Here is a 21,708-nt window from a genome sequence, read left to right as displayed (position 1 = left end):
TTCGTGTAATTCGTGGCTGAAAAAAAATATACTATGAAGTTAAAATTTAAAATAACGGCAATCTGTTTTGGAATTTTTTCTTTGACAGCAACAGCACAAAGTGACCTAAAATTATGGTACGATAAACCCGCATCCATCTGGAATGAAGCTCTACCTTTAGGTAACGGACGTTTAGGCGCAATGGTTTTTGGCGATCCAGCTGTAGAACGTTTACAATTGAACGAAGAAACGATTTGGGCAGGTTCTCCAAACAGCAATGCGCATAATAAGTCTATTAAAGCATTACCAATTGTTCGTCAGTTAATTTTTGACGGAAAATTTGATGAAGCGCAGGATTTGGCGACGCAGGATATTATGTCGCAGACGAATGACGGAATGCCGTATCAGACTTTTGGAAGCGTTTATATTTCATTTGCAGGACATCAAAAATATACGGATTATTATCGTGATTTAGACATCAGCAATGCTACGGCGAAAGTAAAATACAAAGTAAATGGTGTTGAATTTACAAGAGAAATTCTAACCGCATTTTCAGATCAGGTCATTGTGGTGAAACTTACTGCGAGTCAGCCGGGACAGATTACTTGTAATGTTTTCATGAACAGTCCGATTGATAAAACGGTAGCTTCGACAGAAGGAAACCAGATTATACTTTCAGGAGTTGGAACTAACTTTGAAGGCGTAAAAGGGAAAGTAAAATTTCAAGGCCGATTAACGGCTAAAAACAAAGGCGGTGAAATCGATGCCAGCAACGGCGTTTTAAGTATCAACAAAGCCGATGAAGTGACTTTGTACATTTCGATTGCAACCAATTTCAAAAATTATCAGGATATTTCAGGAGATGAAATTGCGAAAAGCAAAGATTATTTAGCTAAAGCCGAAGTAAAAGATTTTGAAACGATTAAAAAAGCGCATGTTGATTATTACCAAAAATTATTCAACAGAGTTGCTTTAGATTTAGGTTCAAACGAATTGACAAAGAAACCAACAAATGAAAGAATCAGGGATTTCTCAAAACAATTTGATCCGCAATTAGCTTCGTTATATTTCCAATTCGGACGTTATCTTTTAATTTCAAGTTCACAGCCAGGTGGACAGCCTGCCAATTTACAAGGAATTTGGAACGATATGGTCACTCCGCCTTGGGACAGTAAATACACCACAAACATAAATGCCGAAATGAATTATTGGCCGGCACAAGTAACCAATTTGCAAGAAATGCATGAACCTTTTGTGCAAATGGCAAAAGAGTTGGCTGTAACAGGCGCAGAAACGGCAAAAACAATGTACAATGCCAGCGGTTGGGTTTTACATCATAATACTGATATTTGGCGTGTAACTGCTCCGGTAGATTCAGCTGCGTCGGGAATGTGGCCGACTGGTGGGGCTTGGGTTAGTCAGGATTTATGGGAAAGATATTTATATACAGGAGATAAAAAATATTTAGCAGAAATTTATCCAATCATTAAAGGTGCTGCTGATTTCTTTTTGGATTTTATGGTGATAGATCCAAATACAAAATATTTAGTTGTTGTTCCTTCAAGTTCGCCTGAAAACACACACGCAGGCGGAACAGGAAAAGCAACAATTGCTTCTGGAACTACGATGGACAATCAGTTGGTTTTTGATTTGTTTACGCACGTAATCGAAGCTTCGGCTTTGGTTGCTCCAGATGCTGTTTATGTGAAAAAGGTAAGCGATGCTTTGGCAAAAATGTCTCCAATGAAAGTGGGAAAACACAATCAGTTGCAGGAATGGCAGGACGATTGGGATAATCCGAAAGACAATCACAGACACGTTTCACATTTGTACGGATTGTATCCGAGTAATCAGATCTCGGCAATTAAAACGCCTGAATTATTTGAAGCCGCTAAACAATCTTTAATTTACAGAACAGACGAATCTACAGGCTGGTCGATGGGATGGAAAGTGAATTTATGGGCGAGATTATTAGACGGAAATCATGCTTATAAATTAATTCAGGATCAATTGCATTTGGTAACGGCAGATCAAAGAAAAGGAGGCGGAACGTATCCGAATATGTTAGACGCGCATCAGCCTTTTCAAATCGATGGAAATTTTGGATGCACAGCCGGTTTTGCCGAAATGTTAATGCAGAGTCAGGAAAATGCGATTCATTTACTGCCTGCTTTACCAACGGTTTGGAAAGACGGAAGCATCAAAGGTCTGGTTGCCAGAGGCGGATTTGTAATTGATATGACTTGGAAAAATAATAAAGTTTCGGAGCTGAAAATCTATTCGAAAATTGGAGGAAACTGTAGATTAAAAGTAGAAAATACGTTGAAAGGTTCTTCGCTTAAAAAAGCAAAAGGAAAGAATCTGAATCCGTTGTTTTACGATGTGGAAGTCAAGAAACCGATTATTTCTAATGAAGCAAAATTGCCTAAAGTACAATTGCCAAATTACAATATTTACGATGTGAATATGAAAGCAGGGCAGACTTATACTTTTTCGGGGAATTAAAATAATGAATTAAACCCGACAGGTTTGTAAAACCTGTTAGGTATTTACAGTTTTACGCACAGTTTGTCATTTCGACGAAGGAGAAATCTTCGTTAGAAGCTCGACAAAGATTGGTGACTTGCTTTGCGGAGTTACTTGCGAAGATTTCTCCTTCGTCGAAATGGCAAGATTGAGTAAAAAGAATAAAATAAAAACAGAATATGTTACAACATTTCAAACATAAAATAATTACGCTTTCAGTTGTCGTTGCTTGTATAAACAGCAGTTGCAAATCGACTGCGGAACATTCACAAAAAGGAAAATCGGTTATTTTAAAAGAAAAAAACTTCAAACATTATGTTGATTATTTCAACACGATGGAAGATGAGAATTTAAAATTTGCGATTCCGAATGACAGTGCTTGGGCTTGGATGGAAAAGAATATTCCGTTGTTTGAATGTCCACAGCAGAATTTTGAGGAAATCTATTATTTCCGTTGGTGGAGTGTTCGAAAACATATTAAAAATACACCACAAGGGTTTGCAATTACAGAGTTTTTGGTAGATCGTTCGTATGCCGACAAATACAATATGATCAGTTGTGCTTTGGGACATCATATCAATGAATTCAGATGGGTTCATGACACAAAATACATCGAGCAGGATGTCAAACTTTGGTATAGAGGAAATGATGGAAAACCAATGAACAAATTGTATAAATTCAGCAGTTGGACAGCCGATGCTTTATATAATCGTTATTTGGTGAATAAAGATGAAAAATTCTTGTTAGATTTATATCCAGACATGGTTACTGATTATGCTGTTTGGGAAAAAGACCGTCAGCGTAAAGATGGTTTGTTTTGGCAACATGATGTGAAAGATGGAATGGAAGAATCTTTAAGCGGAGGACGAAAAGTACAAAATGCTAGACCCACGATTAACAGTTATATGTACGGGAATGCTGTAGCAATTTCTAAAATGGCTGAATTGAAAGGTGATAAAGAAACAGAAACCAAATTCAAAGCGAAAGCTGATGTTCTGCAAAAATTAGTAGAAACAAAATTATGGAATCAGAAAAGCGATTTTTTTGAAACTTTAACAGAAAAAGATACTTTAGCAAAAGTTCGAGAAGCAATCGGATTTATTCCGTGGTATTTTAATCTTCCAGAGCAAAACAAAGGATTTGAAAAAGCCTGGGAACAGATTAAGGATGAAAAAGGATTTTCGGCGCCGTTTGGTTTGACAACGGCTGAAAGAAGAAGTCCAAGATTTAGAACACACGGAACAGGAACCTGCGAATGGGACGGCGCGATTTGGCCATTTGCAAGTTCGCAGACGTTAACGGCTTTAGGTAATGTTTTGAATAATTACAATCAGAACTTTGTAGCCAAACCCGATTATTTCAAACAAATGGAATTATATGTTCAGTCGCAATATTACAGAGGGAAACCTTATCTTGGCGAGTATTTGGATGAAACAACAGGCTATTGGTTAATGGGCGACAGAGAAAGAAGCCGTTATTATAATCATTCGACTTTTAATGATTTGGTGATTACAGGATTGATTGGTTTACGTCCAAGAGCTGATGAAAAGATTGAAGTAAATCCGTTGATTCCACAAGAAAAATGGGATTGGTTTTGTTTAGATAATGTTCTGTATCACGGCAATATTATTACCATTCTTTGGGATAAAACAGGAGAAAAATATAAAAAAGGAAAAGGTTTTAGAATCTTTAAAAACGGAAAAGAAATTGCTTTTTCTGAGAAATTGGAGCGTGTGATTTCAAATTAGTTATAAACCCGACAGGTTTTAAAACCTGTCGGGTTTGATACGCTAATAAGTTGATTTAGTTAAGAATAAAATTTGGAGAAAACAGTATTAAATTATTCAATCAAAGGAGGTTTATTTCATATTGCATGGAATATGGTATTTGTGGTTTTAGGGATTTACTTTTTATCACTTATAAATGTTGAAAAATTTACATTTAAATTTAGCAATTTAATATTACCAATTGTTGCTGTTTTGTTTATCATCGTTTATGGGAAAAAAGCGGTAATGACGCTCTTTAATTTTCATAAAAAAATAATATTCTCAAAAGAAGGATTAGAACTTAATGAGATTTTTTATGAATGGAAAGATATTATATTTCCGAGAGTTATTGTCAAAACAGAACACACGGCAAAGTACAATTTGTCATACAAGGAGTTTTATCTCACTTTTGTTTATAAACAGAAAACGATCGAAATAAAAATAGATGATTACGATGTATCTGAAAATGAAATTAAGGAACTTCTAAAAAAATATACTCCAAAGTTTACACCAAGCACTATGAGCGAAAATAAAGTAGTTTACCAACCTATACATGATTTTGACCAGATCATCACTTTAGATGAATATTATGATCTTGAATATGAGGATTCAGAAGAAGCCATTAAAGACATTCAGAAATTGGCGGTAAAAGATCTAGAGTCAGTAAAGCGCTTTTGTGAAAACAATATTTATGCACAGCCTGATAAAGTTAGGTTTGTCTATTATGCATTAAGTGAGGATGAGGATCTTGATAAATGGGCAGATTTTCTTTCAGATGAATTCAGAAGGGTTTACCAAATAGGATTAGAGCAAAATAAAGTTAAGGAACTTTCTTCTGTTATTAATGAGATTATAGTCGAGACAATAGATTCCTATCCTGCAGAAAGGGTTAGAGAAATACTGTTAAAGGGTTTAGATCATAAAGAATTTGAAACTCGTTTGAATGCTTTGGAATTTCTTCCTGATTGGATTGATGAACAGGTTTTAAAGGCTAATCCATCTATAGTGTCGAAGCTGAGACAAAAGCTGAAAGACCCAGAGTGGAAAATACGCTGGGAAACAAGTAAGTTATTAGAACGGAATAAAATAGCTTTTGAGAGTTTAAGTACATTGGATAAACTAAGACGATTTATAAATCCTTAACAATCTAGTTGCGAGCTTCGGAGAAGCTTAATATTTACAGCAAGATAAACATCCAAATGATGAAAAGCTCCAGCGGAGCGATATCTATAAAAAATTATGTCACCCCGTTGGGGCTTATCGAACTAACTATTATAAAATCTATAAATATATCGTCCCTCTGGGACTGAAAATAAAATCATGAAAAAGTTTTTTTTACATCTTACCTTAATCATTTCACTTTTCACAATTTCGGCGAAAGCCCAAACCAAAATAATTGTGACTGATTTAAAATGCGAAATGCTAACGAATCCAGAAGGAATTGATGTTTTACAGCCAAGATTAAGCTGGAAAATTAAAGCAGATATTAATGATGTAAAACAAACTCATTATCAAGTTTTAGCATCATCATCTTTAGAAAAATTAAATGCAGGAAACGCAGATTTATGGGACAGCGGAAAGCTACAAAGCGAGGAATCTGTAAATGTAATTTATAATGGAAAAAAGCTAAAAGACCGACAAGATGTTTATTGGAAAGTAACGGTTTTTACCAATAAAGGAGAAGTTCAATCAAAAGAAACAGCACATTTCAGCATCGGAATTTTGACTTATGCTGATTGGAAATCAACACGATGGATTGGTTATGAAAAAACTTCTCCAGGAGATAGTATTTCGCAGTATTCACGATTATCAGCGAGATATTTAAGAAAAGAAATTGACTTGAAAAAGAAAGTCAAAAGTGCCAAGGTTTATATCATGGGAATGGGCTTGTACGAGTTATACATTAACGGAAATAAAATTGGAGATCAGGTTTTAGCACCAGTTCCTACGGATTATACTAAGAACGTGAAATACAATGTTTTTGATGTGACTTCGCAATTGCAGGAAGGTAAAAATGCGTTGGGAACGATTCTAGGGAACGGACGTTTTTTTACGATGCGTCAAGATTACAAACCTTATAAAATCAAAACTTTTGGATATCCTAAAATGGCTTTGCAGTTGTTTGTAGAATATACAGATGGAAGTAAAGATGTGATCAGAACCGACGATACTTGGAAAATCACAACTGACGGTCCGATTTTATCGAACAACGAATACGATGGTGAAGAATATGATGCCCGTAAAGAAATGAAAGGCTGGAATACCATTAATTTCAATGATAAAAAATGGCTTTCGGCAGAATATGTTCAGGAACCAGGCGGATTCTATGAAGGACAGATGTCGGCGAATATGAAGGTAAAACGTGAAGTAAAACCTATTTCGATCAAACAGACACCAAAAGGAACTTATATCTTAGATATGGGGCAAAATATGGTGGGCTGGTTACAATTGAAAGTAAAAGGAAATGCGGGCGATAAAATTACTATGAAATTTGCTGAATCTTTACAGCCAGATGGTTCGTTATACATTGCGAACCTTCGTGATGCGAAAACGACCGATATTTATACGTTAAAAGGTGAAGGCGAAGAAGTTTGGGAACCGCGTTTTATTTTTCACGGATTTCGATTTGTGGAAATTTCGGGTTTCAAAACCAAACCGACATTAGACAATTTCGTTGGAAAAGTCGTTTATGATGACATTGCCACAACAGGAACTTTCGATTCTTCAAACCCAATTATGAATCAGATTTTTAAGAATGCTTGGTGGGGAATTAGTGGAAATTATAAAGGAATGCCAATTGATTGTCCTCAAAGAAACGAGCGTCAGCCTTGGTTGGGAGACAGAACAACGGGAGCTTACGGAGAAAGTTTCTTATTCGACAATCAGACTTTGTACGCAAAATGGTTAGATGATATTAAATATTCGCAAACTCAGGACGGAGGATTGCCTGATGTAGCACCTGCTTTCTGGCGTTATTATGGCGATAATGTGACTTGGCCGGGAACTTATATTACAGTTGCCGATATGCTGTATCAACAGTTTGGAGATAAAAAAGTGGTTGAAAAACAATATCCGTCTATGAAAAAATGGATGGATTATATGGAAGAAAACTATTTGGTTGATGATATTATGACCAAAGACAAATATGGCGATTGGTGTGTTCCGCCTGAATCTTTGGAATTAATCCGTTCGAAAGATCCTGCGCGTTTAACGGACGGCGAATTGATTTCGAGTGCGTTTTATTATCAGCTTTTAAATATCATGAAGAAATTTGCTGTAATCGCCAATGCTGAAAATGATATTAAACATTATGATGAATTAGCTTCGAAAATCAAAAAAGCATTCAACGCTAAATATTTTAATGCAGCCAAAAACAATTACGCCAACAATACCGTAACAGCCAATTTACTGCCTTTGACTTTCGGAATAGTTCCGAAGGAATTAGAGCAAAAAGTTTTCGAAAATCTGGTACACGAAGTGGAAGTGACTAAAAACGGTCATGTAAGCACTGGGGTTATTGGAACCCAGTTTTTAATGCGAACATTAACCAATTTTGGTCGTGGCGATTTGGCTTTCAAATTGGCCTCAAACAAAACCTATCCAAGCTGGGGTTATATGGTCGAAAATGGCGCAACAACTATTTGGGAACTTTGGAACGGAAATACTGCCGATCCGGCAATGAATTCACAAAACCATGTGATGCTTTTAGGCGATTTACTGATTTGGTATTACGAAAATATGGCAGGAATAAAGAGCAATCCTGAAACTCCAGGCTTCAAACAAATTATTATGAAACCAGATTTTAATGCCGGATTAACTTATGTAAATGCTTCATACGAATCGATTTACGGGACAATCAAAAGTGACTGGAAAAAAGATAAAAAAGCTTTAGTTTGGAATATTACTATTCCTGCAAATACTTCTGCGGTTGTTTATTTACCAACTCATAATGCTTCATCAGTTACTGTAAACAAACAAAAGTTAGCTCAATTTTCAGGAACTTATAAAATAGAAGATAATAGCACAGTTTTAACTTTACCTTCTGGTACTTACGTTTTGAATATGAAATGAAGTAATGTAACGAATTGATCTTAAAATCAATTAGTTACAGGTGTACAGTCAAAATTTATTCCTCCTCTTTCTGTTTGGGTTAATACTTGCCTATTCATATAAGAAGGTATACGTTTTATGATTTGTTTATATCCAGTGCTGTCAAAGCTTATAAAATTATCTCCAACAAGTTCTATTTGCCAGTGCCAGCTTTTATACCCATTTTCATAGATTTTTTCTTTGCGTGAAATATTACTTATTTCAAGTTCAGGTAAAAAACTAGTTCCAGAAGCATACTGAAATTTTAAATCGGTAACTTCTGTAAAAATCAGGGTACTTGGTGCGACCCAAAAGCAGTAACGAGACTTGTCTTCAGTTAAGACCCATTTAAAAATATAGTCGATATCAAATAGTAAATCACATTTTACAAAGTCATCATATGCATCTGAATCAATAGCAAATGCATGTATTGAACAATCATGCCACCCCATTTGTTCAAAGTCATTCTCTGTCCAGATATTTTTTTCTAATTCAAATTGTTCCATTTTTATTTGACTAATTATAAAATATATAATGTTTGTTTTTAATACAAATTTAAAAGAATAATACTCAAAACTGTAATTATATGTAAGAAATTACATTAATATTATGTATTGGTTATTTCAATCAACAACAAAGGGGCATAAGACTTCTTATACTCATTCAACAGAGAAAAATCAAATAGTTGTGACACTTTCGTCAGGAAATTTTGCTATTAACGTTAAATAATCTACATTTTTAATATTTCGGGACAGTACAGGATGCATTGTTAATTTTTTCGTGTTATTTTTACACTTATTAAATATTTTTACCTAAAAAAATGTTAGGTATGTATTTATAGTCAGAAAAAATAATTCATAATTTAATTAAGAATGAAGTTAGCAAAATTAGCATTTGTCTTGTTTGGACTTTTCCTTTTAGGAAGTTGTAAATCGGCTTTAGAGAAAAAGACTTGGAAAGAAGGAATTTTAGTAGATGAATTTATTTATGATAAAGCGCCTTATCCGTCTTGCCACGCCGTTACAATTGTCGAAGCTACAAATGGTGATTTAGTTGCCTCATGGTTTGGTGGAACTCACGAAAGACATCCAGATGTTTGCATTTATGTGGCCATTAAACCAAAAGGAAGTGATAAATGGGGAGAAGGTGTAAAAGTTGCTGATGGTGTGATGAAAGAAGGGCCGAGATTACCAACTTGGAATCCGGTTTTATATCAAATTCCAGGAGGCGATTTAATGTTATTCTACAAAATAGGACCAAAACCATCGGAATGGTGGGGCGTAATCAGAACTTCATCTGATGGTGGAAAAACGTGGTCTGAGGCTCAAAAAATGCCAGACGGTTTCTTAGGGCCAATCAAAAATAAACCAGTTTTATTAAGCAACGGAACTTTATTATGTCCGTCAAGCATTGAAGGCGATGGATGGAGACTTCGTATGGAATCTACTCCAGATTTCGGAAAAACTTGGGTAATGGGCGATACGCTTCCAAGAGGAAAACAAAAAATAAATGCTATTCAGCCAAGTATTTTGTTTCATAAAGATGGAAGTATTCAAGCCATTGGAAGAACCAGAAATAGAGCTATTTTCAGCACATTCTCAAAAGACAACGGAAAAACTTGGTCGGACGTAGAGTTAATCGGACTTCCAAACAATAACTCAGGAACAGATGCTGTAACTTTAAAAGACGGTAGACATTTGTTAGTTTATAATCATGTTTTACCTCCAGGAAAAGAAGCGAAAGGACCAAGAACGCCTTTGAATGTTTCGGTTTCTAAAGATGGAATCAATTGGAACGCTGCTTTGGTTTTAGAAGATTCAAAAATCAGCCAATATTCTTATCCTTCAATGATTCAAAGTTCAGATGGAATGGTGCATATCGTTTATACTTGGAGAAGAGAAAAACTGAAATACGTAAAAGTGGACCCAAGTAAACTGGTTGCACTTCCAATCAAAAACGGAATCTGGCCAGGCGAAGAAGGGAAAGTGGTAACAGCAGTAAAAGCCGAAGAAGAGTAAAATAAATTAAACCATTAAGAGATTAAGAAAGCTAAGTTGCTGTATCTATTTATTCTTTTAAAAAGAACATTAAGCTTAATTCTCTTCATCTTCTAATGATAATTATAAAAAGTATTGAAGCTTAATTTTCTTAATGCCTTAATGGTAAAACCAATTAACATGAAGCTAAATAAAAATTTAATTGTTGCGCTACTTGTTGTTTTATCAACAACATTCAACAGCTGTGCAACGGCTCAGTCTTCCAAAAAACAAAAATATAAAGTTGCAGTTTGCGACTGGATGATTTTAAAAAGACAAAAATTAGGCGCTTTTGGTTTGGCTTCTGAAATAAAAGCTGACGGAATCGAACTAGATATGGGAGGTTTAGGAAACCGACCAACTTTTGACAGCAAATTAGGCGACCCAGTAGAAAGACAAAAATTCTTAGATAAATCGAAAGAAACCGGAGTTGGAATCAGCTCGATTGCAATGTCTGGATTTTATGCACAGCCTTTTGCTACAAGAGAAATCACGCCAATGATTGCGGATTGTATCAAGGCGATGAAAGACATGAAAGTAAAAGTAGCCTATCTTCCGTTAGGAACGCAGACAGATTTGGTTAAAAATCCAGAATTACGTCCAGAAGTAATCAAAAGACTGCAATGGGCAGGAAAAGAAGTGGGTAAAATTGGTGGCGTTATCGCAATTGAAACTTCTTTAAGTGCTACTGAAGAGAAAAAACTTTTAGACGAAGTAGGTTCAAAATATATCAAGAGCTCATTCAATTTTGCGAATGCTTTAGATAATAAAAGAGATATTTCATCAGAATTGAAAATATTAGGAAAGAAATATTTAGCTCAGATTCACGCTTCAAATACAGATCAGTTTTGGTTAGAAAATGATCCAGCGATCGACATGCCAAAAATCAAACAAACTTTGGACGAAATGAAATGGAGCGGATGGCTTATTGTCGAGCGTTCTCGTGATGTAACACAAGTGCATAATGTAAAAGCCAATTACGGCGCTAATGTGGCGTATTTAAAACGAATCTTTCAAAATTAATTTATAACCACAGATTAAAGGATTAAAATGATTTTTTAAATCTGTGGAAATCTTTTAATCTGTGGCAAAAAATATCAAAGAAAATCTGCTTAAACCTGCCTAATCTGCGTGCAAAAAATTTCACGCAGATTTTATAGATATTAGTAGATCGAGCAGATTATTTTTAAAAGAATACCAAAAAAATAGCATACCATGAAATATTTACAATTACTTTTTTTATGTCTTTACGTCTCTTTCGCGACAGCGCAGAACATCACAGTTGTGAGTGATCCGAGTTCGCCGAGAGCAAAATTTGGAGCAGAGAAATTATCAGAAACCCTTTCAGTAAAAGGATTCAGCGTAACGTCTTCTGATAAATTCAAAAAATCAAAAGATAAAGTAATTGTAATTGGAGAAAAAGGAACCGATTTCTGGAAGAAAAATGCTAAAAGCGCTAAAATCGACGATAGCAAATTAACCAAGAAAGAAGGTTTTCAGATTCGCACTCAAAATAACGTAATTTATATCGAAGGAACAGATGCTTCAGGAGCTTTGTATGGCGCTTTAGAATTAACAGATAAAATTAGAGCTTCAGGAAAACTTCCTTCAGAAATTAATATTGACGACAGTCCGGAAATGGTTTTGCGTGGAGCTTGTATCGGAATGCAGAAACCAGTTTACCTTCCAGGACGTGATGTTTACGAATATCCGTACACGCCAGAAACTTTCCCGTGGTTTTATGATAAAGCTTTATGGATAAGGTATTTAGATATGCTGGTAGAAAACCGAATGAACTCGTTGTATTTATGGAACGGTCATCCTTTTGCATCTTTGGTGAAATTAAAAGAATATCCATTTGCTGTAGAAGTTAGCGACGAAGATTTCAAAAAAAATGAAGAAATCTATAAATTCTTAACCGTTGAAGCCAACAAAAGAGGAATCTGGGTAATTCAGATGTTCTATAATATTATTGTTTCTAAGCCTTTTGCAGAGCATTACAACATTAAAACTCAGGATCGTTCAAGACCGATAACGCCGTTATTGTCTGATTACACCAGAAAATCTATTGCAGCTTTTATCGAAAAATATCCAAATGTTGGATTAATGGTTTGTTTGGGAGAAGCCATCAATACAGTTGATGATGATGTAGAATGGTTTACCAAAACGATTATTCCGGGTGTTCGCGATGGTTTACAAGCATTAGGAAAAACAGAAGAACCGCCGATTATACTTCGTTCGCATGATACAGATGGGCCTTTGGTAATGGAAAAATCACTGCCATTATACAAAAACCTTTACACAGAAAGTAAATATACAGGAGAATCTTTAACGACTTATACGCCGGGCGGACCTTGGGGAGAAACGCACAAACAATTGAGTTCTCTTAAATCAATTCATATTGAGAACGTTCATATTTTGGCCAATTTAGAACCTTTTAGATATGGTTCGCCAGATTTTATCCAAAAAACAGTAAAAGCGATGCACAGCGTTCACGGAGCAAATGCATTGCACTTATATCCGCAAGCATCGTATTGGGATTGGCCGTATTCGGCAGATAAAACGAAATCAGGTGAACGTTTATTAGAAATGGATCGTGACTGGATTTGGTACAAAGCATGGGCAAGATATGCTTGGGACAGTAAAAGAGATCGAAACGAAGAAGTTAAATTTTGGGATAATGATTTAGCTGCGAAATTCGGAACGACTCAGGAAGCAGCAAATAATATTTTAAAAGCTTACGAAGAAACGGGAGAAATTGCTCCAAAAACATTGAGACGTTTTGGAATTACCGAAGGAAACCGTCAAACCTTATTGCTAGGAATGTTCGAAAGTCAATTGGTTAATCCGTCAAAATGGAGAGTTTATCCTGGTTTCCACGAATCTTGTGGGCCTCCGGGAGAATTGCTTTTAGAATATGCTAAAAAAGAATGGAACAAAGAACCGCATTCGGGTGAACTTCCAACACAGATTATTACTGAAATTACAGAACACGGAAGATTGGCCGTTGAAGCAATCGACAAAGCCGAGGCCAGCGTAACCAAAGAGAAAGAAGAGTTTAAACGTCTTAAAAATGATATTCATGCGTATAAAGCGTTCGCCGATTTCTTCTCAGAAAAAGTAAAAGCCGCGTTATTGGTTTTAAGATACAGTTATTCAAACGATATTGCCGATTTAGACAAAGCAATGCCTCATTTAGAAAAAAGCATTGAGCATTATGAATTATTGGTAAAACTGACAAAAGATACCTACTACTACGCTAACAGCATGCAGACCGCTCAACGTAGAATTCCGATTGGAGGAGACGACGGGAACAACAAAACTTGGGCAGAATTGTTACCGCATTATGAACGTGAATTGGCTAATTTCAAAAGAAATCTGGAGAAATTAAAATCTTCAAAAGATGGTAAGATCGAAACTAAAGAAGGAAAACCTTGGAAAACAGCCGTAGTAACTTTTATCGATGAAAAACCGGGAACATATCTAGTTAAACCAGGAACAAAAGTCTACGGAACAGATATTTCTGAATTAACTAAAATTGCTCCGGAACTTCAAAACTTAAGAGGATATTCATTCGTAGAAAACGATCAAAACGAAAAAGGAACACATTTGAAGTTTAGAAACACAAAAGCGGTTAAATTAGTGGTTGGTTATTTCAATTCAGATCAAAAGAGATTTTTATTACCGCCAAGTTTGGAAACCGATGCTGCAGGAAATGCGCATGGTCAAGCCGAAGTAATTCTGGCAAGTGCAATGAATTTAAAAGATTTACCTCGTGTAAACATTCATACGTATACGTTCCAGCCGGGTGAGAATAAATTAGATTTAGGTAAAGGAAAAGTATTGATTTTAGGTTTTATCGACGCAGATCAAAACATAACGCCACGAGATGTTGGATATATCGATGCAGGAGAAAAAGCAGCTATTGACTGGTTGTTTTATTAATAATTTGGACGTGTCCCTCCGGGTCGGGCTTTCGGCTATATCTTTTGTTCCGTTTCACTTCACAAAAGGATACCGCCTCAATCCCTCACGCGAGTCAACGTTGAGTTAAACCTGACGGGTTTTTAAAACCCGTCAGGTTTGCTCGAAGTAAACGTGATTAGACCTAACAGGTTTTAAAAACCTGTTAGGTCTGTTATCAAGATAACTTAAAACAACCTTATAATCACTTATATGGTTTAGAAAATATGAATAGAATAGTTTTTTTTATTTTTTGTTTTTTTTCAAGTACATGCTTTGTTTGGAGTCAAAGCACAAAAGGTTCAGCGAAATTCCGAAAGGAAGTTTCGCTGAACTCGTCTTGGGAAACCATTATTTTGGATAATCCGCAAGAGGAAAAATCTTTTGTTGACAATCCAAAATCAGATCAATGGCTGAATGTGAATGTGCCTCACAATTGGGATCAGTATTATGGTTTTAGAAGAACAAAACATGGAAATTTACATGGTACTGCCTGGTACAAAAAAACGCTGAAACTTGATAAAAAAGAGAGTTTAAAACAACATTTTCTCTATTTCGAAGGCGTTAGTTCATACGCAACAGTTTGGGTAAACGGTAAAAAAGTGGGCGAACACAAAGGCGGGAGAACTACTTTTACTTTAGACATAACGAAATCCATTTTTTTCGACAAAGAAAATATCATTTTAGTAAAAGCTTCACATCCCTCTTTTATAGCAGATCTTCCTTGGGTTTGCGGTGGCTGTTCAGGAGAATGGGGATTTTCTGAAGGTTCTCAGCCAATGGGAATTTTTAGGCCAGTTTCTTTGGTAATTACAAACGATGTGAGAATTCAGCCGTTTGGGGTTCATATCTGGAACGATAAATCGGTTTCTAAACAAAAAGCAATTCTGCATACCACTACAGAAATCAAGAATTACAGCACTTCACAACGAAACTTAACTGTCGAAAATATCCTTTTGGATGCTTCAGGAAAGAAAGTTGCTATCAATAAAAGCGATAACAAAATCAATTCGGGAGAAACAAAGGAAATAGCACTGACACTTCCTGAGATTCAGAATCCGAAATTATGGTCGCCATCCAATCCGTACTTGTATAAATTGGTGACTTCGGTTTATGAAAATGGAAAAATAATCGATCAGTTAACAACGTCTTACGGAATCCGCTGGGTGAGCTGGCCGGTAAGCCGTGACGGAAAAGACAATCGTTTTTTCATTAATGACGAACCTGTTTTTATAAATGGCGTTTGCGAATACGAACATTTAATTGGAAAAAGTCATTCGTTTTCAGACGAAATGATTCATTCCAGAATCGAACAAATCAAAGCAGGCGGATTTAATGCTTTTAGAGAAGCACATCAGCCTCATAATTTATTATATCAAAAAGAATTAGACGAAAACGGAATCCTGTTTTGGAGTCAGTTTTCAGCACATATTTGGTACGATACGCCTGAATTTAAAGAAAACTTCAAAACCTTATTGCGAGAATGGATAAAGGAACGCAGAAACAGTCCGTCTGTCGTAATGTGGGGATTGCAGAATGAAAGCACAATTCCGAAGGAATTTGCCGAAGAATGCACGCAGATTATCCGCGAAATGGATCCGTTATCAGCTTCTCAAAGAATCGTAACAACTTGTAACGGTGGAGAAGGAACAGATTGGAATGTAGTTCAGAACTGGTCAGGAACGTATGGCGGAGATCCGTTAAAATACCATTTGGAAATGAGCACTCAGCTTTTAAACGGAGAATATGGCGCTTGGCGTTCTGCCGATTTACATACAGAAGGTGAATTTGACCAAAAAGGAATTTTAAGCGAAAATCGTTTTTCTCAATTAATGGAAATTAAAGCCCGTGAAGCCGAATCGGTAAAAGATAAAATCGCGGGACAATTCAACTGGCTTTTCGCTTCGCATGAAAATCCAGGAAGAGTACAGAACGGAGAAGGTTTTAGAGATATTGATAAAGTTGGGCCAGTCAATTATAAAGGACTTTTTACGATTTGGGGCGAACCTCTGGATGCTTTTTATATGTACCGCGCAAACTATGTTTCAAACAAAACCAATCCGATGGTGTATATCGTTTCGCATACTTGGCCAAGTCGTTGGGAAACAACTGGAATTAAAAACGGAATCGATATTTACTCCAATTGCGATGAAGTAGAATTGTTCAACGATGTGAATAAATCTTCTTTAGGAAAATTAAAAAATCCGGGAATAGGACAGCATTTTCAGTTTAATAATGTAAATATTCAATACAATGTTTTATATGCTGTTGGATATGTAAACGGAAAAGCTGTCGCAATAGATTATATCGTTTTAAATGCACTTCCGAAAGCGCCAAATTTTGATACTTTAATAACGGATAAAGCCGATATTACAAGAGCCAAAAGTGGTTACAATTACATCTACAGAGTAAATTGCGGCGGTTCTGAACTGACAGATTCTGCTGGAAATACCTGGTTTACGGATACACATAAAAACGGACAAAATACTTGGGGATCGTTATCTTGGACGGATAATTTTGAGAAACTGCCTGATTTTTTTGCCAGTCAAAGAACGACTTTCGACCCCATAAACGGAACAAAAGATCCTGAATTATTTCAGAGTTTTAGATACGGCGTTGATAAACTGCGTTATGAATTTCCTGCACCTGACGGGGAATATTTAATAGAATTATATTTCACCGAACCATGGTACGGAACAGGAAGCGGATTGGACTGCAAAGGCTGGCGTTTGTTTGATGTTGCCATTAACGATAATATTGTTTTAAAAGATTTTGATATCTGGGCAGAAGCCGGACATGATAATGCGCTGAAGAAAACATTCAAAGTAAAAAGTACAAACGGAAAAATTGTGATTTCGTTTCCAAATGTAAAGGCTTCTCAGGCGATTATTTCGGCAATTGCTATTGCGACAAAAGACATTTACGCAAGACCAGCGACCGAATCTTCAAAAAACATTCAGAATTTGGTTTTAGATTCTTATGATAAAACTAACAGAGTAGTTTCATGGCTGGATATTAATTCAAAACAATATTCAGATTCTGATATTGTTTTTACTGAATTGCCTTCGGAAATTTTTGGAGCAGATTATTTGCAGTTTTCAATTAATTCTAAAAATAAAGGATCATTTACAGATAAAGAAGAATCGACTGTTTATATTTTAGTTGATGATAAAATAAAGACATTAAAAAGGCTTTCAGATTATAAAAAAATAGAAGAAAAAGCGAAAAACAGCAACGGAATTTCGTTTGATGTTTTCACTAAAAAAGTGAAGAAAGGCGAGAAAATTCTGTTTGATAATTCTGAAACCATTTCTACAATTGCAGTCGTTCCAACTTACGATATGGGCGAAAAAGATGATTCAAGACCTGTTGTAATTATAGAAGCCGAAAAGACAAAAATAACAGGAACTGGAATCGAAAAAGGAAATTTCAAAAAAGCCGATTATATTGAATTCACTAAAAAGACCAATAATAGTATTGAGTTTGAAGTGAAACCCGGAGTTGCAGGAATTTATTTAATGCGTTTCCGTTTTATGAATAGGAATGAAACGCCTTTAAAAGTGAAATTTAAAATGGAAGATGCGTACGGAATTTTAATGCGAAATGATACGATTGAATTTTTCCCATCGCCTGAAAAATGGAAGATTTTGAATACAACTTCTGGTGGTTATATTAATGCTGGAACGTATAAAATAACATTGGAAGGAGATGATTTGAAGGGATTGATGTTGGATAATTTTGAATTTCAATAGTTTTTTTTGAGGTTCAAAGGTTCAGAGGAATAAAGGTGCATAGGTGAAAAAAGGACAAAGGGACAAAGGTTTATCTGGTTTGTCAGGCTGAGCGAAGTCGAAGCCCGCGCAAAGTATTTGACCCAACGTTTATCACATTCAGTTTGTCATCCTGAGGAACGAAGGATCGCACTAGTTGCTCTACAAAGATTGATGACTTAGTTTGCGTGGGCTTCGACTCCGCTCAGCCTGACAAAACCGAAGTAGAATTTAAGAGTAGAATAAAAAAACTATTTATGATAAAACATAAAAACATATTTCAAAAAATTACAATTGCCTTATTGTTTTCGGTATCAATTTTTGCACAAAAACAAGCCAGAATTGTCGAAGACTTTAACAAAAACTGGAACTTCAAATTAGGAGATTATCCAGAAGCAATTCAATCTAATTTCAATGTGTCAGATTGGAGAACGCTTCAATTACCGCATGACTGGAGTATTGAAGGCACTTTTGACAAAGACAGTAAAACTAAACAAGCACAAGGATTTTTACCTGCTGGAAAAGGCTGGTATCGCAAAGTTTTTACTGTTCCTGCGAACTGGAAAAACAAAACAGTTTCAATTGAATTTGACGGTGTTTTTAAGAACAGTGAAGTTTTCATAAATGGAAAATCTTTAGGAATTCGTCCAAACGGATATATTTCTTTTGGTTATGATTTAACGCAGTATTTAAACTTTGGAAAACAGAATTTGGTTGCTGTAAAAGTAGATAACGACTCACAACCCAATTCGAGATGGTATACAGGTTCTGGAATTTATCGAAATGTACGTTTGGTTGCAAGCGAAAAACTGCATGTGGGGAAGTGGGGAACTTATATAACGACTCCAGAAGTTTCCGCAGAAAAATCAAAAATACATTTAGAAGTTACCATTGATAATGATAATGCTACTGCTAAAGAATTTAAACTGGTTACTTCGATTGTAAATGCAGAAAATAAAGAAGTTGCCAATTATACTTCAACAGAAAAAATTGGTGCTAAAACATCAGAAAAAAAGATTCATGATTTGGTTTTAAATCAACCGAAATTGTGGAGTACAGAGAATCCGTATTTGTATAAAGTTATTACAAAAGTGTATGAGAAATCGAAATTGGTAGACAATTATGAAACGCGACTTGGATTTAGATATTTTAATTTTGATTCGGAGAAAGGTTTTTCATTAAATGGCGTTCCAACGAAAATTTACGGAGTTTGTCTGCATCATGATAATGGTGCTTTGGGTGCGGTAGAAAACATTCATGCCGTTAGAAGAAAGCTGGTTTTAATGAAAGAAATGGGAGCAAACGCTATTAGAATGTCTCATAACCCGCATTCGTTGGAAATGATGCAATTGTGCGACGAAATGGGATTCATCGTTCAGGACGAAGCCTTTGATGTTTGGAAAAAGAAAAAAGTAACCAATGATTACCATAAAGATTGGGATGCCTGGCACAAACAGGATTTGGAAGATTTTATCAAAAGAGACCGTAATCATCCATCGGTAATGATGTGGAGTATTGGTAACGAAATCAGAGAACAATTTGATTCGACTGGAATTGCAATTACGAGAGAATTAGCTAAAATTGTAAAATCCTTAGACACAACACGTCCTGTAACTTCGGCTTTGACCGAAAATGTAATTGAGAAAAACTTCATTTACCAATCCGGAGCCTTGGATCTTTTGGGATTCAATTACAAACATGAAGATTATAAAGATTTTCCAACGAAATTTAAAGGACAAAAAATATTGGCTTCAGAAAGTGTTTCGGCTTTAGAAACACGTGGTCATTATGATTTTCCTGACGGAATTAAAGCGTGGCCAACCAAACATGGAGCTCCGTTTGACGGAAATGCCGATTGGACGGTTTCGGCTTACGATCAGGTAAAGTCGTATTGGGGAGCAACGCATGAAGAAAACTGGAAAACGATTAAAAGTCAGGATTTTATGGCAGGAACTTTTATCTGGACAGGATTCGATTATATCGGAGAACCAGATCCGTATCCATTTCCTGCAAGAAGTTCGTATTTCGGGATTGTTGATTTAGCTGGTCTTCCAAAAGATGTGTATTATATGTACCAAAGCGAATGGTCAAACAAAACCGTTCTGCATATTTTACCGCATTGGAACTGGAAAAAAGATCAAGAAGTAGAAGTTTGGGCTTATTACAATAATGCAGATGAAGTGGAATTGTTCTTAAACGGAAAATCTTTAGGAAAAAAAGCAAAACAAAATGATGATTTACATATCTCTTGGCGTGTAAAATTTGAACCTGGAACATTAAAAGCGGTTTCTAGAAAGAACGGAAAAGTAGTTTTAGAGAGGGAAATCCGCACAGCAGGAGAAGCTTCAAAACTAGACTTGCAAGCCGATAAAACTTCAATCAAAAACGATACTTATGAGTTGGTTTACGTAACAGTTTCTATGACTGATAAAGATGGAAATTTAGTGCCAAACGCAATGGATTTAGTCAATTTTGAAGTTTCTGGCGGTGGAAAATTAGTTGGAGTTGATAATGGTTATCAGGCTAATTTAGATTCTTTTAAAGCCAATTCTTGTAAGTTGTTTAATGGAAAATGTGTTGCGATTATTCAGTCGAATGGGAAGAAAGAAAATATTCAGGTGAAAGCGATGGCTGGAAATGGAATTCCGGTTTCAGCGATTCAGATAAATGTTAATTAATTTTATATGTCGCCCCGCTGGGGCTTTGATTCTCTAATCTATTATTTTTCTTCTTCTTCTATAAATATTAAGCTCCGCTGGAGCTTTCAAATTACAATTTAGAAAATCTTTCCAGCTCTGGAAGAGCGAAACATAAAAAAAATCCGCTTCAAAATTTGAAAGCGGATTTTTTTTATCTTAGTAATCAGACTTTGAGTAAAATATGGAAATAGAAAATACCACAAATACAAAAGGAAAAGTTTTTCCTGCTATTATTTTTGCTTTAGAATTGTATGCCCTGCCCATACAGTTTTATTTATTATTAGAAGGATCTGAATTTACATTCTTTAGTGCCGCGGTGCGTTTTTTTAGCTTTTTTACAATTCTGACCAATACTATAGTTTTTCTTTGCTGTACAACACTTTTGTTTTTTGGAAAATCTAAAATTCATTCTTTTTTTTCAAAGTACTCAACTATTACTGCTGTAACCGTATATATTTTGATTGTAGGGATTGTTTTTAATTTACTTCTTCGTTCTATAGTTAATTTAGAAGGGCAGCATTGTATTGTAAGCGAAATTTTTCATACTGTTGTACCGGTTCTATTTTTCGTTTACTGGCTGTTTTTTATCAGTACGGAGAAAATCTCTTATAAAGCTATTTTGTTTTGGCTGCTTTATCCGGTTATTTATATGATCTATACGCTTTTTCATGGCGTTATGACCAGTTTTTATCCATATCCTTTTATTGATGTCACAAAATTAGGTTTCAAAACAGCTATTAGAAACGGACTGTTTGTACTCGTATCATTTATAATTTTATCTATTATTCTGATTTTTATTTATAAAATAAGAAGTAAAAAAACGAATTAAACATTCTTAAGATAATTCAGTTTTAAATAAAAACTATTCATAAAAAAACAT

Annotated in this window: 11 protein-coding genes; 10 read left to right on the top strand and 1 reads right to left on the bottom strand. The window is 35.4% G+C overall.

Annotated features, from left to right (window positions below; translation table 11 throughout):
- Positions 1-33 precede the first annotated feature (33 nt).
- From ACTJIW_RS03340 to ACTJIW_RS03325, 4 genes are all read left to right on the top strand, one after another.
- The gene (locus ACTJIW_RS03340) at positions 34-2,484 is read left to right on the top strand and encodes a glycoside hydrolase family 95 protein (protein ID WP_440715528.1); all 2,451 of its coding nucleotides are present in this window, start codon (positions 34-36) and stop codon (positions 2,482-2,484) included.
- A 200-nt stretch (positions 2,485-2,684) separates the two neighbouring features.
- Positions 2,685-4,253: an MGH1-like glycoside hydrolase domain-containing protein gene (locus ACTJIW_RS03335; protein WP_440715529.1), complete on the top strand. Its 1,569-nt coding sequence runs from the start codon at positions 2,685-2,687 to the stop codon at positions 4,251-4,253.
- Between the two features lie 72 nt (positions 4,254-4,325).
- Complete coding sequence (locus tag ACTJIW_RS03330; protein ID WP_440715530.1) at positions 4,326-5,414, top strand: hypothetical protein; 1,089 nt, start codon at positions 4,326-4,328, stop codon at positions 5,412-5,414.
- A 177-nt stretch (positions 5,415-5,591) separates the two neighbouring features.
- Positions 5,592-8,342, top strand: coding sequence for a glycoside hydrolase family 78 protein (locus ACTJIW_RS03325; RefSeq protein WP_440715531.1), 2,751 nt, complete (start codon positions 5,592-5,594; stop codon positions 8,340-8,342).
- Positions 8,343-8,368: 26 nt separating this feature from the next.
- Here ACTJIW_RS03325 and ACTJIW_RS03320 read toward each other — a convergent pair whose 3' ends face one another.
- Positions 8,369-8,866: a hypothetical protein gene (locus ACTJIW_RS03320; protein ID WP_440715532.1), complete on the bottom strand. Its 498-nt coding sequence runs from the start codon at positions 8,864-8,866 to the stop codon at positions 8,369-8,371.
- Between the two features lie 366 nt (positions 8,867-9,232).
- On the opposite strand from ACTJIW_RS03320, the gene ACTJIW_RS03315 reads away from it, so the two are divergent.
- The 6 genes from ACTJIW_RS03315 to ACTJIW_RS03290 all read left to right on the top strand — a co-directional run bounded on the left by ACTJIW_RS03315 (position 9,233) and on the right by ACTJIW_RS03290 (position 21,657).
- A complete protein-coding gene (locus ACTJIW_RS03315) occupies positions 9,233-10,378 on the top strand; it encodes a sialidase family protein (RefSeq protein ID WP_440715533.1) in 1,146 nt (381 codons plus the stop codon).
- Positions 10,379-10,537: 159 nt separating this feature from the next.
- Positions 10,538-11,419, top strand: a complete 882-nt coding sequence (locus ACTJIW_RS03310; RefSeq protein ID WP_440715534.1) for a sugar phosphate isomerase/epimerase family protein — start codon at positions 10,538-10,540, stop codon at positions 11,417-11,419.
- A gap of 192 nt (positions 11,420-11,611) precedes the next feature.
- Positions 11,612-14,341 (top strand): alpha-d-galacturonidase, encoded by a 2,730-nt coding sequence (locus ACTJIW_RS03305; protein WP_440715535.1) that lies wholly within the window; start codon positions 11,612-11,614, stop codon positions 14,339-14,341.
- Between the two features lie 245 nt (positions 14,342-14,586).
- Positions 14,587-18,111 (top strand): malectin domain-containing carbohydrate-binding protein, encoded by a 3,525-nt coding sequence (locus ACTJIW_RS03300; protein ID WP_440715536.1) that lies wholly within the window; start codon positions 14,587-14,589, stop codon positions 18,109-18,111.
- Between the two features lie 275 nt (positions 18,112-18,386).
- Positions 18,387-20,807 (top strand): sugar-binding domain-containing protein, encoded by a 2,421-nt coding sequence (locus tag ACTJIW_RS03295; RefSeq protein ID WP_440715537.1) that lies wholly within the window; start codon positions 18,387-18,389, stop codon positions 20,805-20,807.
- A 202-nt stretch (positions 20,808-21,009) separates the two neighbouring features.
- Positions 21,010-21,657, top strand: coding sequence for a Pr6Pr family membrane protein (locus ACTJIW_RS03290; RefSeq protein WP_440715538.1), 648 nt, complete (start codon positions 21,010-21,012; stop codon positions 21,655-21,657).
- The last annotated feature ends 51 nt before the right edge of the window (positions 21,658-21,708 follow it).

Source organism: Flavobacterium sp. 22659 (assembly GCF_052044235.1).
GTDB lineage: Bacteria > Bacteroidota > Bacteroidia > Flavobacteriales > Flavobacteriaceae > Flavobacterium > Flavobacterium johnsoniae.
Note: the sequence above shows the minus strand (reverse complement) of the source record. Positions and strands in the feature narration are given on the sequence as shown.

Bases quoted from the DNA above. Each gene is read 5' to 3' on its own strand.
- ACTJIW_RS03320 (WP_440715532.1), bottom strand. From the start codon at position 8,866: ATGGAACAATTTGAATTAGAAAAAAATATCTGGACAGAGAATGACTTT.
- ACTJIW_RS03310 (WP_440715534.1), top strand. From the start codon at position 10,538: ATGAAGCTAAATAAAAATTTAATTGTTGCGCTACTTGTTGTTTTATCA.
- ACTJIW_RS03290 (WP_440715538.1), top strand. From the start codon at position 21,010: ATGGAAATAGAAAATACCACAAATACAAAAGGAAAAGTTTTTCCTGCT.
- ACTJIW_RS03315 (WP_440715533.1), top strand. From the start codon at position 9,233: ATGAAGTTAGCAAAATTAGCATTTGTCTTGTTTGGACTTTTCCTTTTA.
- ACTJIW_RS03325 (WP_440715531.1), top strand. From the start codon at position 5,592: ATGAAAAAGTTTTTTTTACATCTTACCTTAATCATTTCACTTTTCACA.
- ACTJIW_RS03295 (WP_440715537.1), top strand. From the start codon at position 18,387: ATGATAAAACATAAAAACATATTTCAAAAAATTACAATTGCCTTATTG.
- ACTJIW_RS03340 (WP_440715528.1), top strand. From the start codon at position 34: ATGAAGTTAAAATTTAAAATAACGGCAATCTGTTTTGGAATTTTTTCT.
- ACTJIW_RS03335 (WP_440715529.1), top strand. From the start codon at position 2,685: ATGTTACAACATTTCAAACATAAAATAATTACGCTTTCAGTTGTCGTT.
- ACTJIW_RS03305 (WP_440715535.1), top strand. From the start codon at position 11,612: ATGAAATATTTACAATTACTTTTTTTATGTCTTTACGTCTCTTTCGCG.
- ACTJIW_RS03300 (WP_440715536.1), top strand. From the start codon at position 14,587: ATGAATAGAATAGTTTTTTTTATTTTTTGTTTTTTTTCAAGTACATGC.